The sequence below is a fragment of the Nocardioides pakistanensis genome (assembly GCF_054781215.1).
Map to the genome: position 1 here is coordinate 1 of NZ_BAAGUV010000002.1, position 13,217 is coordinate 13,217.

At 70.4% G+C, this 13,217-nt stretch carries 15 protein-coding genes; 7 read left to right on the forward strand and 8 right to left on the reverse strand.

Annotated features, from left to right (window positions below):
* The 4 genes from ACYVIH_RS00010 to ACYVIH_RS00025 all read left to right on the forward strand — a co-directional run.
* On the forward strand, positions 1-284 hold a 284-nt coding region (locus tag ACYVIH_RS00010), incomplete at its 5' end, for a helix-turn-helix transcriptional regulator (RefSeq protein WP_460864507.1).
* Positions 281-754: a nucleotidyltransferase domain-containing protein gene (locus ACYVIH_RS00015; RefSeq protein ID WP_460864510.1), complete on the forward strand. Its 474-nt coding sequence runs from the start codon at positions 281-283 to the stop codon at positions 752-754. The genes ACYVIH_RS00010 and ACYVIH_RS00015, both read left to right, overlap by 4 nt.
* Positions 754-1,122 carry a HepT-like ribonuclease domain-containing protein gene (locus ACYVIH_RS00020; protein ID WP_460864514.1) on the forward strand — a complete coding sequence of 123 codons (369 nt, stop codon included), beginning with the start codon at positions 754-756 and terminating at the stop codon, positions 1,120-1,122. Before ACYVIH_RS00015 ends, ACYVIH_RS00020 begins: the two co-directional genes overlap by 1 nt.
* A 241-nt stretch (positions 1,123-1,363) precedes the next feature.
* Positions 1,364-2,623 (forward strand): amidohydrolase, encoded by a 1,260-nt coding sequence (locus ACYVIH_RS00025; RefSeq protein WP_460864516.1) that lies wholly within the window; start codon positions 1,364-1,366, stop codon positions 2,621-2,623.
* A gap of 207 nt (positions 2,624-2,830) precedes the next feature.
* Here ACYVIH_RS00025 and ACYVIH_RS00030 read toward each other — a convergent pair whose 3' ends face one another.
* From ACYVIH_RS00030 to ACYVIH_RS00050, 5 genes are all read right to left on the reverse strand, one after another.
* Complete coding sequence (locus tag ACYVIH_RS00030; RefSeq protein WP_460864518.1) at positions 2,831-3,712, reverse strand: alpha/beta fold hydrolase; 882 nt, start codon at positions 3,710-3,712, stop codon at positions 2,831-2,833.
* A gap of 13 nt (positions 3,713-3,725) precedes the next feature.
* The gene (locus tag ACYVIH_RS00035; protein WP_460864520.1) at positions 3,726-3,884 is read right to left on the reverse strand and encodes a hypothetical protein; all 159 of its coding nucleotides are present in this window, start codon (positions 3,882-3,884) and stop codon (positions 3,726-3,728) included.
* Positions 3,862-4,287: a flavodoxin domain-containing protein gene (locus ACYVIH_RS00040; protein WP_460864523.1), complete on the reverse strand. Its 426-nt coding sequence runs from the start codon at positions 4,285-4,287 to the stop codon at positions 3,862-3,864. Before ACYVIH_RS00040 ends, ACYVIH_RS00035 begins: the two co-directional genes overlap by 23 nt.
* A 196-nt stretch (positions 4,288-4,483) precedes the next feature.
* Entirely contained in the window at positions 4,484-6,835 is a 2,352-nt protein-coding gene (locus tag ACYVIH_RS00045; RefSeq protein ID WP_460864525.1) for a hypothetical protein, read from the reverse strand.
* 25 nt (positions 6,836-6,860) lie between these two features.
* Positions 6,861-7,514 carry a hypothetical protein gene (locus ACYVIH_RS00050; RefSeq protein ID WP_460864528.1) on the reverse strand — a complete coding sequence of 218 codons (654 nt, stop codon included), beginning with the start codon at positions 7,512-7,514 and terminating at the stop codon, positions 6,861-6,863.
* A 136-nt stretch (positions 7,515-7,650) separates the two neighbouring features.
* On the opposite strand from ACYVIH_RS00050, the gene ACYVIH_RS00055 reads away from it, so the two are divergent.
* Genes ACYVIH_RS00055 through ACYVIH_RS00065 form a run of 3 tightly spaced genes read left to right on the forward strand, consistent with a single transcriptional unit; the run spans position 7,651 to position 10,033 of the window.
* Complete coding sequence (locus ACYVIH_RS00055; protein WP_460864530.1) at positions 7,651-8,466, forward strand: ABC transporter ATP-binding protein; 816 nt, start codon at positions 7,651-7,653, stop codon at positions 8,464-8,466.
* On the forward strand, positions 8,463-9,242 hold the full coding sequence (locus tag ACYVIH_RS00060) for an ABC transporter permease (RefSeq protein WP_460864532.1): 780 nt from the start codon (positions 8,463-8,465) through the stop codon (positions 9,240-9,242). The genes ACYVIH_RS00055 and ACYVIH_RS00060 overlap by 4 nt, the downstream gene beginning before the upstream one ends.
* 14 nt (positions 9,243-9,256) lie before the next feature.
* Positions 9,257-10,033: a MerR family transcriptional regulator gene (locus tag ACYVIH_RS00065; RefSeq protein ID WP_460864534.1), complete on the forward strand. Its 777-nt coding sequence runs from the start codon at positions 9,257-9,259 to the stop codon at positions 10,031-10,033.
* A gap of 5 nt (positions 10,034-10,038) precedes the next feature.
* On the opposite strand, the gene ACYVIH_RS00070 is transcribed toward ACYVIH_RS00065, so the two are convergent.
* From ACYVIH_RS00070 to ACYVIH_RS00080, 3 genes are read right to left on the reverse strand one after another with little or no spacing between them, the layout of a single operon-like run.
* Positions 10,039-10,920 (reverse strand): intradiol ring-cleavage dioxygenase, encoded by an 882-nt coding sequence (locus ACYVIH_RS00070; protein WP_460864536.1) that lies wholly within the window; start codon positions 10,918-10,920, stop codon positions 10,039-10,041.
* Positions 10,917-11,969: a maleylacetate reductase gene (locus ACYVIH_RS00075; RefSeq protein WP_460864538.1), complete on the reverse strand. Its 1,053-nt coding sequence runs from the start codon at positions 11,967-11,969 to the stop codon at positions 10,917-10,919. The genes ACYVIH_RS00070 and ACYVIH_RS00075 overlap by 4 nt, the downstream gene beginning before the upstream one ends.
* Positions 11,966-13,177 carry an FAD-dependent monooxygenase gene (locus ACYVIH_RS00080; protein WP_460864540.1) on the reverse strand — a complete coding sequence of 404 codons (1,212 nt, stop codon included), beginning with the start codon at positions 13,175-13,177 and terminating at the stop codon, positions 11,966-11,968. The genes ACYVIH_RS00075 and ACYVIH_RS00080 overlap by 4 nt, the downstream gene beginning before the upstream one ends.
* Positions 13,178-13,217 lie beyond the last annotated feature (40 nt).

The window sequence follows — 13,217 nt, forward strand, 5'->3', positions numbered from 1 at the left end:
CAGATCTTCTCGCTTCCCCAGCACGATGCTGGATTCAGCGTGTCCAAGATCCGGGGTCAGGCCCCGCGCACCTGAAGTGCATGAGCACCCATCACCTCGAAGGTCTCGACCAGCTCATCAGCATCGACGAGCTCTCCGACTACCTCGGCGTGCCCAAGACCATCTACGACTGGCGCCTGACGGGCCACAGCCCCTGCGCGATCCGGGTCGGTCGGCACTTGAAGGACCCATCGGGCGGCCCATCGCGAAGGCCGGACTGCTCTCGTGATAAGGTTGGCTTATGACGCTGCTGGCGGAGTACCGCGATGCTCGTCGCGAGGAGGACGTCGCACGACTTCGACGCTCCCTAGCGCTTCGAGCGATGGTCGCGACCGGCATGTCGCAGCGTGAAATAGCCGAGGCGCTCGGTGTCAGCCAGCCGGCCGTCAGTCAGCAATTGAAGTCCGGCAGTCAGTTGGATGGTGTGCATCCCAAGGACCTCCTGAACGCGGCCGCGCCCATCCTGAAGGCACTGGCCGAGGATTGCGGATTCACTCGGCTGGCCGTTTTTGGTTCGGTCGCGCGGGGGACCGCGGGTCCGGATTCGGACATCGATCTCATCGTTGAGTCGCCGCCAGGTACGTCGTCGTTCGAGTTTCTTCGGTTCAAGCAGCTGATCGAGCAGGTCCTCGGACGTGAGGTCGACCTGATCGACTACGGCGGGTTGAAGCCGAAGCTCGACGACGACATCCGCCGCGAGGCGGTGCTGCTCTGATGGAGCGGAAGGCTGCCAAGGAGCTCCTCCACATTCGGGGCTGGCTCGACCGCGTCGACGAGATCGTCGAACGGGGCAGGGACGCCTACCTCGTCGATGCCCTGCTCCAGGAGGCCGGCGACTCGCTGATGATGAAGCTGGGGGAGGCGGGGAACCGACTCTCAAGGCTCGACGTCCTCCCGCCGGATGGCGTCGACTGGGCGCTCGCCGTGGCGAACCGCAACTTCCTGATCCACCAGTACGACGAGATCAACCGCGAGCTGACATGGTTGACGCTCTCGCGCGATCTGCCCGAGTGGAGGCAATCGCTGGAGGCACTCTTCGACGAGGCCGAGGCGGCGGCCGCCGAAGAGTCCGAGGGTGAGTGACTCCACCGGAGCGGTCCGGCGGATCGGCTCGCGGGCGATCCTGACGGCCGTCGTGCGGGCATCGGTGGTCCCGCAGCGTCGACCAGTTGGTAGTCACGGCCGGTGCGCCGGCCGGATGACCGCGGTGCCAGCAGCAGAGGCCCACTCAGCGCAACCGTCGCGGCTGCGGATGCTGTGCGACGAGTCGACTGGCTGACCACGGATCGGATTCGGTGCCGCGCGGGCGGGGAACACGTCAACCGTGACCCTCGCTGACACGCTGCTGAACGACCTGGCCACCATCGAGCCCTGGCACCTTGACTTCTACCAGGACCTGCACCGTCACCCTGAGCTGAGCTTCCAGGAGACCCGAACAGCGGGGCTGGTCAGTGACCGGCTCACTCACCTCGGCTACGAGGTGCACGGCGGCCTCGGCGGCACCGGGCTGGTTGGAATCCTTCGCAACGGAACCGGCCCGACGGTGCTGGCGCGGGCCGACATGGACGCCTTGCCGGTGCGAGAGGCGACCGGCCTCCCGTACGCGTCCACCGACACCGCCGTCGATGCAGCCGGCAACGAGACGCCGGTGATGCACGCATGTGGTCACGACATGCACGTCACCTGCCTGCTCGCAGCCGCTCAGCTCCTCGCCGAGCACCAGGACGCCTGGTCCGGCACGTTCATCGCGGTGTTCCAGCCTGCTGAGGAGCTCGGCACCGGCGCCAGCGCGATGGTCCAGGACGGCCTGGCCGAGGTGATACCGACGCCCGACGTCGCGCTCGGCCAGCACGTCATGGGGCTGCCGCACGACACGGTCGCGTCCCGACCGGGAGCCGCTCTTTCCGCGGCGGACAGCATCCGGATCACCCTGCACGGGCGCGGCACCCATGGGTCGATGCCGCACTACGGCATCGACCCCGTGCTGCTGGGCAGCGCGGTCGTGATGCGGCTGAACGCGATCGTCTCGCGCGAGCTGCCACCCGGCCACTTCGGCGTCGTCACCGTGGGCAGCTTCCAGTCCGGCTCCAAGAGCAACGTGATCCCCGAGACGCCGACCCTGCTGGTCAACCTGCGGGCCTATGACGACCGCACCCGCCGGCAGCTGAGGGACTCGGTCGAGCGGATCGTCCGGGCGGAGTGCGCCGCCTCCGGCTCCCCCGCACCACCGGAGTTCGAGTACACCGACCCGTTCCCGCTCACCGACAACGACCCCGAGGCCCACGAGAGGGTGTCAGCGGCGTTCACCGAGCACTTCGGTGACAAGGCGATCGTGATGGAGCCTTCCACGGGCAGCGAAGACTTCAGCGACATCCCCCGCGCCCTCGGGGTCCCGTACCTGTACTGGATCTGGGGCGGCTTCGACCCCGTCACCTACCGTCGCGCGGAGCAGGAGGGGACCCTCGGCAAGGTCATCCCGGGCAACCACGCCAGTACCTTCGCCCCCGTCATGGCACCCACCTTCCGCACCGGCGCCTCCGCCATGACGGTCGCCGTCCTGAGCTACCTGCGCCGCGACTCGTGACTTCTCGATGCCGCGTGACGCGTCGCTGACGTGCTGCCGGACGTCGCCCGAGGCGGCGCACTGTCCACCCCTGGAGACGCCACGAGCTGCAAGGTGGGCTACTTCGTCGGCAGCCTGTCGTCGAGCTCCATCAACCAGGTACTCAGCGGCAGTCATCAAGCTGGCGCCCGGTTGTCGAAGAGCTTCGGCGTCGTCACGTCGGTTCGGTCAGGGAGCCACTGGGTGCTTGGCCATGAACGCCCGCAGGGTTGTCATCACCTCGTTCGGTTGCTCGTCCTGAGGGCTGTGTCCGGCCCGGTCGATGAGGACGAGCTCTGACCCCGGAATCCCGTCGGCGAGCTCGCTCTGGCACTCAGGTGGGAACACGAAGTCCTCACGTCCCGCCATGACCAAGGTGGGTGCAGTGATCTCACCGAGCCGGTCCACCACTGACCAGTCGACGGCCAGGTGTCTTCCGTTGAAGATCAGCGGTGCTGCCCGCATCCGTGAGCGCCATCCTCCGGCGGCCATGGCGCGTGCCAGCGGCACCCAGCCGGAACCGGCCATGTACGGCGCGCTCACCCGCACGAACATGGGGAGATACTCCCGCGGGGTGAACTCACCGTGGAACCAGCGCCGGACCAGCTCGACCCGCTTGGCGCTGTAGCCGCGTTCGGCAACGACCCGCGGAGCGTTCTCCCGGGCCCATCGGCTGTCTGCGCCGGTGTCGAGCAGGATCAGCCGGGAAACCCGATCCGGATAGCGGAGGGCGTACTCGAGGGCCACGTGACCGCCGAAGGAGTGGCCGAGCACGGCCCACTTCTCGTAGCCGAGGTGCGCGCGCAGCGCGTCGGCGTCACCGGTGAGGTGCTCCCAGGTCATCGAGGAGACTGGTACGCCGACCGATCGGCCGTTGCACCGGTGGTCGTAGAAGACAAGCGTGAACTGGTCGGCGCATCGCCGGAACGTGCTCATCGTCCAGAGGTCCGCGCTGGGCCCTCCGTGCATCAGCACGAGTGGGTCACCGTGCCCGACGACGTCGACGTAGAGGGAGACGTCGCCCAGCGGGACATGCCCTGGCCAGCGGTCGGCCCGTCGCCGTACCTTCATCGTCGCCGCCTCCTCACGAGCTTTCGGAGCCGGTGGTGCTGGGACTCGACTCGAGCTCCGCGGCGAAGTGCTCGGCGAAGCGCTTCACGCCGTCCCACTCGGTGTAGACGTAGTCCCGGGAGACGTCGGTCCCCAACTCCCCGGGCTTCTCACCGGCGATCTTCTTCATCATGTGGCGTTTGATGAAGCCGTACTGCGTGTAGAGCAGGGCGCCTCCGAAGAGGGCCACCTTGCCGGGGTCGCCAGCCGGTCTCCTGCTCGAACTGCTCGACGTAGCCTTCGGCCTCGGCCGGATCGCCGTGGGCGGCGAGGCTGACCGAGAAGAAGGCGGTCGGGACACGGGTGAGCGTGTCCTGGTTCTGACGGACGAAGTCGACCACGTGCTTGTCGTGCTTGCCCATGTGGATCGATGATCCGACGATGACGGCGTCGTAGTCGTCGGTGATCGCGTGGGCGTCCTTCACCTCCAGCATCGTGACGTCGTGTCCGTGGCCGCGGAGTACGTCGGAGACGAACTCGGCGATCTTCGCGGTCTGTCCTTCGGTGGTGCCGTAGGTGAGGAAGATCCTCTTCATGATGGCTCCCTTCGGCGTGACAGGTGCCGATGTGCCTGCGTTCGATGAACAGCGTCCGCAGGAGGTCCTCGCCGACCTCCTACAACAACCAGGCTGCGCCGGGGGAGCGGGCAGCGCACGGGGCACGCGTCCTCTCCGGTCAGGTCCAACGACCCTGGGCGGCAGAGCGACCTCCGAGACGCGCCCGGCCTCCGCGTCAGCCGGTAGGCGTTGCCGTCTGCGTTCCGGCTGTGGGGGAGGTCGTGGGGCTGGCCGACGCCGAGCCGGGGGACGGCGTCGGTGACTCGGGGGCCTCGCTGGAGGTGGCGGTGCCGGTCTCGGGCGGCGAGGTGGGCGACGTACCGCTCGCCGTCGGCGTCGGCGGCTCCGACTGCGACGCTGACGGCGAGGGACTCGAGGTCGCGCTGGGGGGAGTGGACTCCGGAGCGTTCTTCTTGTCGCCCTGGTCCTCGGCGACGATCGCCAGGATCTGCTCCTTGTAGCCGGCGAGCCGGCCCGCGATCTCGTCGAGGGCGACCTTGCCGGCCTGGATGTCGCGGGAGTACCGCCCGATCTCGGCCCAGAGCGTCTCCAGCTCGCGCATCGCGGCGCGGGACAACGGCTCGTCGAGCCTGACGAAGAGCTGGCGGGCCAGCGCGTAGGTCAGGCAGTTGACGCAGTCGTAGTTGAGCGCGCCGGCGACGTTCTGGGGAGCGGCCACGTTGGGTGCGTCAGCGTCGCCGACGACGAACACGACCTGGAACGCGATCGCGACCGCGGCGCAGGTGTCGCACGACGCCCACGCCTGTGCCTCGTTGCGGTTGAGCGCGTCCTGGCCGTCCTCGACCCAGACCAGCGCGAAGGCGACGTCGTAGAGGACGGTGCCGTCCTCGGTGTTGATCGCGAGAGCCTGGTTGTCCCCGGGGCCGGGCGCGAGCGGGTGGTCGAACGGGAACACCCAGCCGGCGGCGACCGCCTCGGGGTCGGCGGGGTCGGCTCCCTTCGGCACGAGCACCACCGCCAGCTGGGGGCGCTCACGGGTCGGCTGCGGCGCGGTGCTGTCCCACACGGCATCGATCACGCCGCGCTGGCCCTCGTGGAGCGTCGGGGCAGGTGGTCGCGCCGCGGGTCCCGTGGCCTGGGTGACGCCGGCCAGCGCCAACCCGTCCATGACCGTGCCGCGCTCCCAGGGCTGGATCGGCTCGTAGCTGTCCTCTCCAGGCCACCACGCCCAGGCGACACCGGCGATCAGCGTGCCGGCGAGGACGGCTGCCAGCGCCCGCTTGGCGGGCTTGCCGGTGGTGGCTCGCCACGCCCCGGTCGCGGTCTGCCGGACCAGGCGGCTGAGCATGTAGACGATGCCGGCGACCGGTACGACGATCGCCACCATGGCGAGCAGCCGCGCCGTGACCTGCACCAGGTCGCCTTCGGACCAGGCGGTCGCGAGGACGTCCTGCTGCTTGCCGAGCGCGGCCCACGCCGTGCCCATCAGGCGCGGCAACGCGAGGACCATGACGACCAGGGCCCCGAGGAGCAGGGGGACGACGACCAGCACCCAGGCCGTCACCACGACCCGCGCCCATGGCTTGAGCAGCCGTGCCTCCGGGTCGCCCCAGCGCCACGGCAGCGCGCCCAGCAGGGTCGGCTTGATCCGCGCGTAGAGGTCGGGGACCCCGGTGAGGTCGGCGAGGACGTGGTAGCCGTCGAACCGCACGAGCGGCGTGAGCTGACGGAGCATCTGCAGGATCTGCGTCGCCACGACGAGCAGCAGTGCGTCGTACCGGAGCCACAGCCACACGCCGGTGATCGCCACGGCCACGATCGCGTTGAAGTAGAGGCCGCCGAGGTCGGTGCGCAGGCGCCCGCCGCGGCCGAGCCGGTAGGAGTCGGTGACGTCGGTGTAGAACGCCGGCCACACGAGATACATCCCGAAGCCCATGACGCCAGGCGTGGCGCCGCCGTACCTCGCCGCGGCGGCGTGCCCGAACTCGTGGAAGCCCGCGGAGAGGACGGTGACCGCGAAGACCAGGATCAGCAGCTCGGGGCGCTCGAAGGCCTCGTACGTCGCGGAGGCCAGGCCCTTCTCGAACAGCACCCACCAGCACACGAGCGCGAACGCCGCGAGGAGCGGGACCACCATGAAGGACCGGAACAGCACGCGGAACGGGTCCGTCAGCCGACGGGTGCGCGCCGGATCGGTGACGGTGTAGCGAAGCCGGAGGCCGAGCAGGGGGTTCTGCCGGCGCAGCTCCGGTTCGGCGCCGTTGGCCAGGGTCAGCAGGCCGAGCGGACGCAGCTGCTGGTCGACGAGGTGGCGGATGTTGTCCTCGCTGACCGTGCGGCCGGTCGAGGACGACACCGCACGGGCCACCTCGGCCGGGGTGCGGCGGCCGTCGATCTCCTGGAGCACGGCGTACAGAAGGGGCGTGAGCTGGATCGTCTGGCCGTCGGCGCGCCGCACGAGGGACGGCGGGACCCGGTAGCCGGATCCCGCCATCTCCCCGAGGAGCTGCACCCCTTCCGCGCGGTGCAGCACGTCACGCGCCGACCCTGCAGCTGTGGTGGTCACAGGGACTCCGAAACTGGTGGTGGTCCTACTGGGTGATCTCGGAGTCCTGGTCGGCCGTCGCGTTCGCCTCGCCCTCGATGTTCTGGTTGATGATCGCGTCCTGCTGCGACACCGAGATCGCCTCGGAGTCGACCGAGCCGATGTTCGCTGCGACACCGGCGTTGATCGGCGCGGCGACGTTGGCGTTGACCGCGGCAGCACCGTTGATGGGTGCGGCGATGTCGGTCGAGGCGTCGACGTCGACGTTCACGTTGAGCAGGTTGCCGTCCAGGGTGCCGCCCAGCTCCGTGTCGCCCACGCTCCCACCGACGCTGGTCGAGCCGTCATCGGTGGACTCGTCAGGGGTGTCGCCGTCCAGGGTGTCCTGACCCTGGTCGACGCCGCTGATCTGGCTGGCGTCGGCGTTCGCGTCGGCGTCGATGTTCTGGTCGATCGTCACGCCCTGGTCACCAGCGGCCGTCGCCTCGGAACCGAAGGACAGGATGTTCGCGCTGGCAGCGGCGTCGATCGGCGCCGCCACGTTCAGGTTCGCGGCCGCGGCGAGGTCGATCGGCGATGCGGCGTCGATCGCCAGGTCCACGTCGGCGTTGAGGTCGAGGATCGAGACGACCTCCTTGTCCGGCAGTGCCGTTGCGCTTTCCGCCTGAAGCTCCTCGGGCGTGAGTCCCTCGTCGCTCATGACGTCCCCCTTTCACCGGCACGCCAGTGGTGCCGGGTCGTCTGCTCGATCACGTGGGAGGGGACGTACCCGCACAGGGCGGCCTGAAACCATGCGACTTGACCCTGACGCAACGTCAGGGCTGCACGCTCTTGCCATGACCACTCACACGATGACCCGCTCGATCGAGGTGCGGGGGCTGGAGAAGTCGTTCGGCGACCTGCACGTCCTGCGTGGCGTGGACCTCGACGTCGACCGCGGCAGCATCTTCGCCCTCCTCGGCTCCAACGGAGCGGGCAAGACCACCCTCGTCAAGATCCTCGCCACCCTGCTGAAGGCCGACGCGGGCACCGCCCGGGTGCACGGCTTCGACGTCGCCACCGATCCCGCACGCGTACGGGAGTCCTTCAGCCTGACCGGGCAGTTCGCCGCCGTCGACGAGATCCTCACCGGGCGCGAGAACCTGATGCTCGTGGCGCAGCTGCGGCACCTGCCCGACCCCGGCGCCATCGCCGACGAGCTGCTCGCCCGGTTCTCGCTGACCGAGGCCGGCGGCCGGCGGACCGCCACCTACTCCGGCGGCATGCGGCGCCGGCTCGACATCGCGATGAGCCTGATCGGCAACCCGCCGATCGTCCTGCTCGACGAGCCCACCACCGGGCTCGACCCGCAGGCCCGGCTGGAGGTGTGGCAGTCGGTCCGGGAGCTGGCCGCCAACGGCACCACGGTGCTGCTGACCACGCAGTACCTCGAGGAGGCCGAGCAGCTCGCGGACCGGATCGCGATCCTGCACGACGGCCGGATCATCGCCGACGGCACGCTCGCCGAGCTCAAGGCCCTGCTCCCGCCCGCCCGGGTCGAGTACGTCGAGAAGCAGCCCAGCCTCGAGGAGGTCTTCCTCGCCATCGTCGGCGAGAACGGCGCCGACGTCACCGACCAGACCCGCGGCGCCGCCGCAGCCAAGGACCAGTGAGGACCACGATGGGCAACCACTTCTTCAGCGAGACCGCCGCTCTGACGCGACGGTCGCTGCGTCACATCCTGCGCAGCCCGGACACGATCATCACCACCGCGGTCATGCCGATCGCCTTCCTGCTGCTGTTCGTCTACGTGTTCGGCGGCGCGATCGAGAACGACACCGGCGCCGACTCCTACGTGACCTACCTGCTGCCCGGCATCCTGCTGATGACGGTCGCGTCGGGCATCGCCTACACCGCGTTCCGGCTGTTCCTCGACGTCAAGGGCGGCATCTTCGAGCGGTTCCAGTCGATGCCGATCGCCCGGTCGTCGGTGCTCTGGGCGCACGTGCTGACGTCGCTGGTCGCCAACCTGGTCGCCCTCGCCGTGGTCGTGCTGGTCGCCCTCGTCATGGGCTTCCGCTCCGGTGCCGGCGTGCTGGCCTGGCTGGCCGTGTTCGGGATCCTGGTCGTGTTCACGCTGGCACTGACCTGGCTGGCGGTGATCCCCGGCCACACGGCCAAGTCACCGGACGGTGCGTCCGGGTTCGCCTATCCGCTGCTGTTCCTGCCGTTCCTGAGCTCGGCCTTCGTGCCCACCGACACGATGCCCGGGCCGGTCGCGGCCTTCGCCGAGAACCAGCCGGTGACAGCGATCGTCGACGCGATCCGCGGCCTGTTCGCCCAGCAGCCGGTCGGCAACGACATCTGGATCGCCCTGGCGTGGTGTGTCGGCATCCTCGCGGTGGCCTACGCGTTCGCGATGGCCACCTTCCGCCGCAAGATCAGCTGAGGCAGGCTGGCGGCATGCTGACGATCGGCGAGCTGGCGTCGTACGCCGGGGTGACCGTGCGCGCGGTGCGCTTCTACCACCAGAAGGGTCTGCTGCCGGAGCCGGACCGCGACCACTCCGGCTACCGGCGGTACGACGCCGGGGCGGTCGTCGAGCTGATCCGGATCCGCACGCTCGCCGAAGCCGGGGTGCCCCTGTCGCGGGTGCGCGACCTGCTGGCCGCCGAACCCGAGGACTTCACGGCGGCGGTCGAGGACATCGACCGCCGGCTGCGCGCCGAGATCCGGGAGAAGCAGGAGCATCGCCGCCGGATCGTCCAGCTCGCGGCAGGGGACAGCCTTGCCCTGCCGCCCGAGGCGGTCGCCTACCTGGATCGACTGCGCGCTCTCGGCCTGCCCGACCAGGTGGTCCAGCTCGAGCGGGACGCGTGGATCCTGGTCGCCGCACAGCTCCCCGACCAGATGCCCACGCTCATGGCGATCAAGTCCGCACAGCTTGACGACCCGGCCGTGCTCGGCATCTACACCGACCTGTTGGGCGCGGTCGCCTGGGAGCCCGACGACCCGAGGCTGCCGGCGCTCGCCGACCGGCTGGTGGCGCACATCGAGGCGAGCTCGGAGGACTGGGAGGGGCACGAGGCGCAGTTCGAGCTGGACGACGACCTGGTCGCCCTGCTCGACTCGGTGTTCCTCGACTCTCTGCCGATCGCGCGCCGCCTGCTCGAGCTGCTCGAGGAGCGCGGCTGGACCGGGTGGACCCGGCTCGAACGGGTGGACAGCTCGCTCTGCTGACCGCCTCAGCTCGCCGCCGGCGCGAGGACGATGTCGAACCGGGTCCTGCTCCAGCTGCCGTCGACCTCCCTGCCGTCCGGCGTCGGTGTCCGCGGCGCCTGAGTGTCGAAGTCCTTCACCAGCGAGCCCTTCACGCCGAAGACGCTGTCGGAGTCGAGCAGCTCGTCGCCGCGGACGAAGATATGGGTGACCAGCCGTCGGTGCCCGGGGTGGGTCACCATGAAGTGCAGGTGGGAGGCGCGCATCGGGGAGCGGCCGGTGGCGTCGAGCATCGCGCCGACCGGGCCGTCGTGCGGGATCGGATAGGGCGTCGGCGTGATCGCCCAGAAGGAGTACCGGCCGTCGGCGTCGGTGAGGACATGGGCTCGGGCGGCGGTGCGGTCGTCGCCGTACTGAACGTCGTACAGACCGTCCGCGTCGGCCTCCCAGACCTCGATCCGCGCACCGGGCACTGGCTCGCCGTCGGTGTCGGTCACCGTGCCCTCGACCCAGCACGGCTCGCCGGGCGCGCCGAACGAGATGTCCCCGCCGAGCGGCACCTCGGGTGAGCCCTCGACGAAGAACGGGCCGAACACGGTGGCCTCGGTGGCGTCGCCGTAGGCCTGGTTGTTGACCGTGATCGTCTGCATGGACGCGCCGAGGACGTCGGAGAGCAGGATGAACTCCTGCCGCTTGTCGTCGGTGATGTGCCCGCACCGGGTGAGGAAGTCGATCGCGGTGCCCCACTCCTCCTCGGTCAGCCGCACCTCGCGGATGAACGAGTGCAGGTGACGCACCAGCGAGGTCAGCAGCGTCCTCAGCCGCGGGTCTGCGCAGTCGTCGAAGGACCGCACGACGCGCTCGACGAGCTCGCGTTCGCGGGCGTCCTGCTCGGGGGAGATGGTCATGGCTGTCGTCCTTCCCAGGCCGCCCGGAGCAGGGCGGTGACGATCTCGGGTGTGAGGGGAGCAGGGTTGTCCGCGGGTGCTGCCTCGAGCACGGCCCGGACGGCGGCCGGGATGCCGGAGTCGGGCATCCCGTAGTCGCGGAGCGCGGCCGGTGCGTCGACGCTCTCGCGGAGCGTGCGCAGCCCGTCGGTGGCGGTTGCGGACCCGAAGGCGTCGGCCAGCCGTTGCTCGGCGGCCGGTGCCGCGGCTGCGTTGAGGGCGAGCACGTGGGGGAGTACGACGGCGTGGGTCTGTGCGTGCGGGAGGTCGAACATCCCGCCGAGCACGTGACAGATCTTGTGGTGCAGGCCGGAGCCGGCCGACGCGAAGGCCACCGCGGACAGGTAGGCGCCGTAGAGCAGCTGCTCGCGCGCGTCGAGGTCGGCGGGGTCGCCGGTGAGCACCGGGAGTCCCGTCGCGACGGCGCGGATGCCCTCGACCGCGAGCGCGCCGTTGATCGGGTCGGCCCGCGGCGCCCACATCGAGTCGACGCAGTGCGCCAGGGCGTTGAGGCCACTGGCGATGCTCATCTCGACCGGCAGCGACACGGTGAGCGTGGCGTCGTACACGACCGCGCGTGGGAGCACCGAGCGATCGGTGCCGGTGCGCTTGCGTCCGTCCCCGGTGAGGCCCCACACGTCGGTGGCCTCGGAGCCGGAGTACGTCGTCGGCACGGCGATGACCGGCAGGCCGGTGGTGAGCGCGACGGCCTTGGCCAGCCCGGTCGTCGAGCCGCCGCCGACGGAGACGAGGGCGTCCACGTCGTGCACGCGAGCGATGCGACGCGCGTCCTCGGCGACCGCGGCCGGCACGTGCATCGCGACCCCGTGGTGCCACACCGCGACGGGAAGCCCGTCGGCGATCCGGTGCGCCACCGGCTGCTGGGTCTCGGTGGCGATCACCATGAGCCGGGAGACGCCGAGCCGGTCGACCTCCTCGGCGAGCTGTGCGGCCGCCTCCCCCGAGGCGAAGCGGACACGCTGCGGCAGCGTCTCGTGCACGAACCTCATCTCGGGCCCACCGTCGCTCCCACCGCCTCGTCAGGGTCATAGTCGTAGATCCAGGCGTTGGCCACCAGGGGGTCCGCCCCGGCGAACGCCTGGTCGCGTGCCTCCTGCTCCGGACCGTCGGGCAGGTGGTTGTCGTGGGCGCGCCCGTGGCTCACCTCCTGCATCCGGCTGGTCCGCGGCCGCCGGAGGGACTCGTAGCGGGCAAGTGCCGCGACCGGATCGTCCGGGTCTTCGGCGAGGCAGCGGGCGAGCACGGCGGCGTCCTCGATGGACTGGGCGGCTCCCTGGGCGAAGAACGGGAACATCGGGTGCGCCGCGTCGCCGAGCAGGGTGACCGGTCCGGTGCTCCAGCGGGGGAGCGGAGCCCGGTCCAGGAGTGCCCAGCGGCCGGGGGCGTCGGCGGCCCGGATCAGGTCGACGAGCCGGCCGTCCCAGCTGTCGAACTCCGCGAGGAACTCCTCGACGGTCGCCGTCGCGGTCCACGACTCCACCGAGAAGTCGCCGGCCGGCGCGAAGGCCACGAGATTCACGAACCGGCCCGCCGAGACCGGGTAGTGGACCAGGTGGTGGTCGGGGCCGATCCACAGTGTCTGCGCGTTGCGTCGGGCGAAGGCCGGCGCGCGGTCTGCGGGCACGAGCGCGCGGAAGGCGCAGAGCCCCGAGTACGTCGCCGGGGCCGGGTCGGCGACCACGTTGCGGATGGCCGAGTGGACCCCGTCGGCGCCGATCACGACGTCAGCCTCGACGATCTCGCCGTCGGCGAAGTGCAGCCTGGGACTGCCGTCGGCGAGGGTCAGGTCGGTGCACCGTTTGCCGAGCCGCACGGCGCCGGCCGGTACGGCGGTCGCCAGCACGTCGAGCAGGTCCGCCCGGTGCACGGTGTAGGTCTCCTCGCCGTACAGCTTGCTGCACGAGGAGGCGAGGTCCTCGGCCGACAGCACCGAGCCGTCACGCCAACGGCGGAACTCCCAGCCGACCTCGAGCCGCACCGCGCGGTCCACGAGCGCGTCCAGCACGCCGAGCCGACGCAGCAACCGCCCCGCGTTCGGGGCGACCACGAGCCCGGCGCCGACCTCCTTGAGCTCGGTCGCCTGCTCGTAGACGGTGCTCGGCAAGCCGGCGCGAGCCAGGAACGCAGCAGCCGCCAGCCCGCCGATGCCGCCGCCGACGATCGCGATCCGGGGCTGGTCCGGGGCTGCTGCGACCATGGGGCAAGCACTCCTGTCTCGTCCCGGGAGGCCCGCCGGG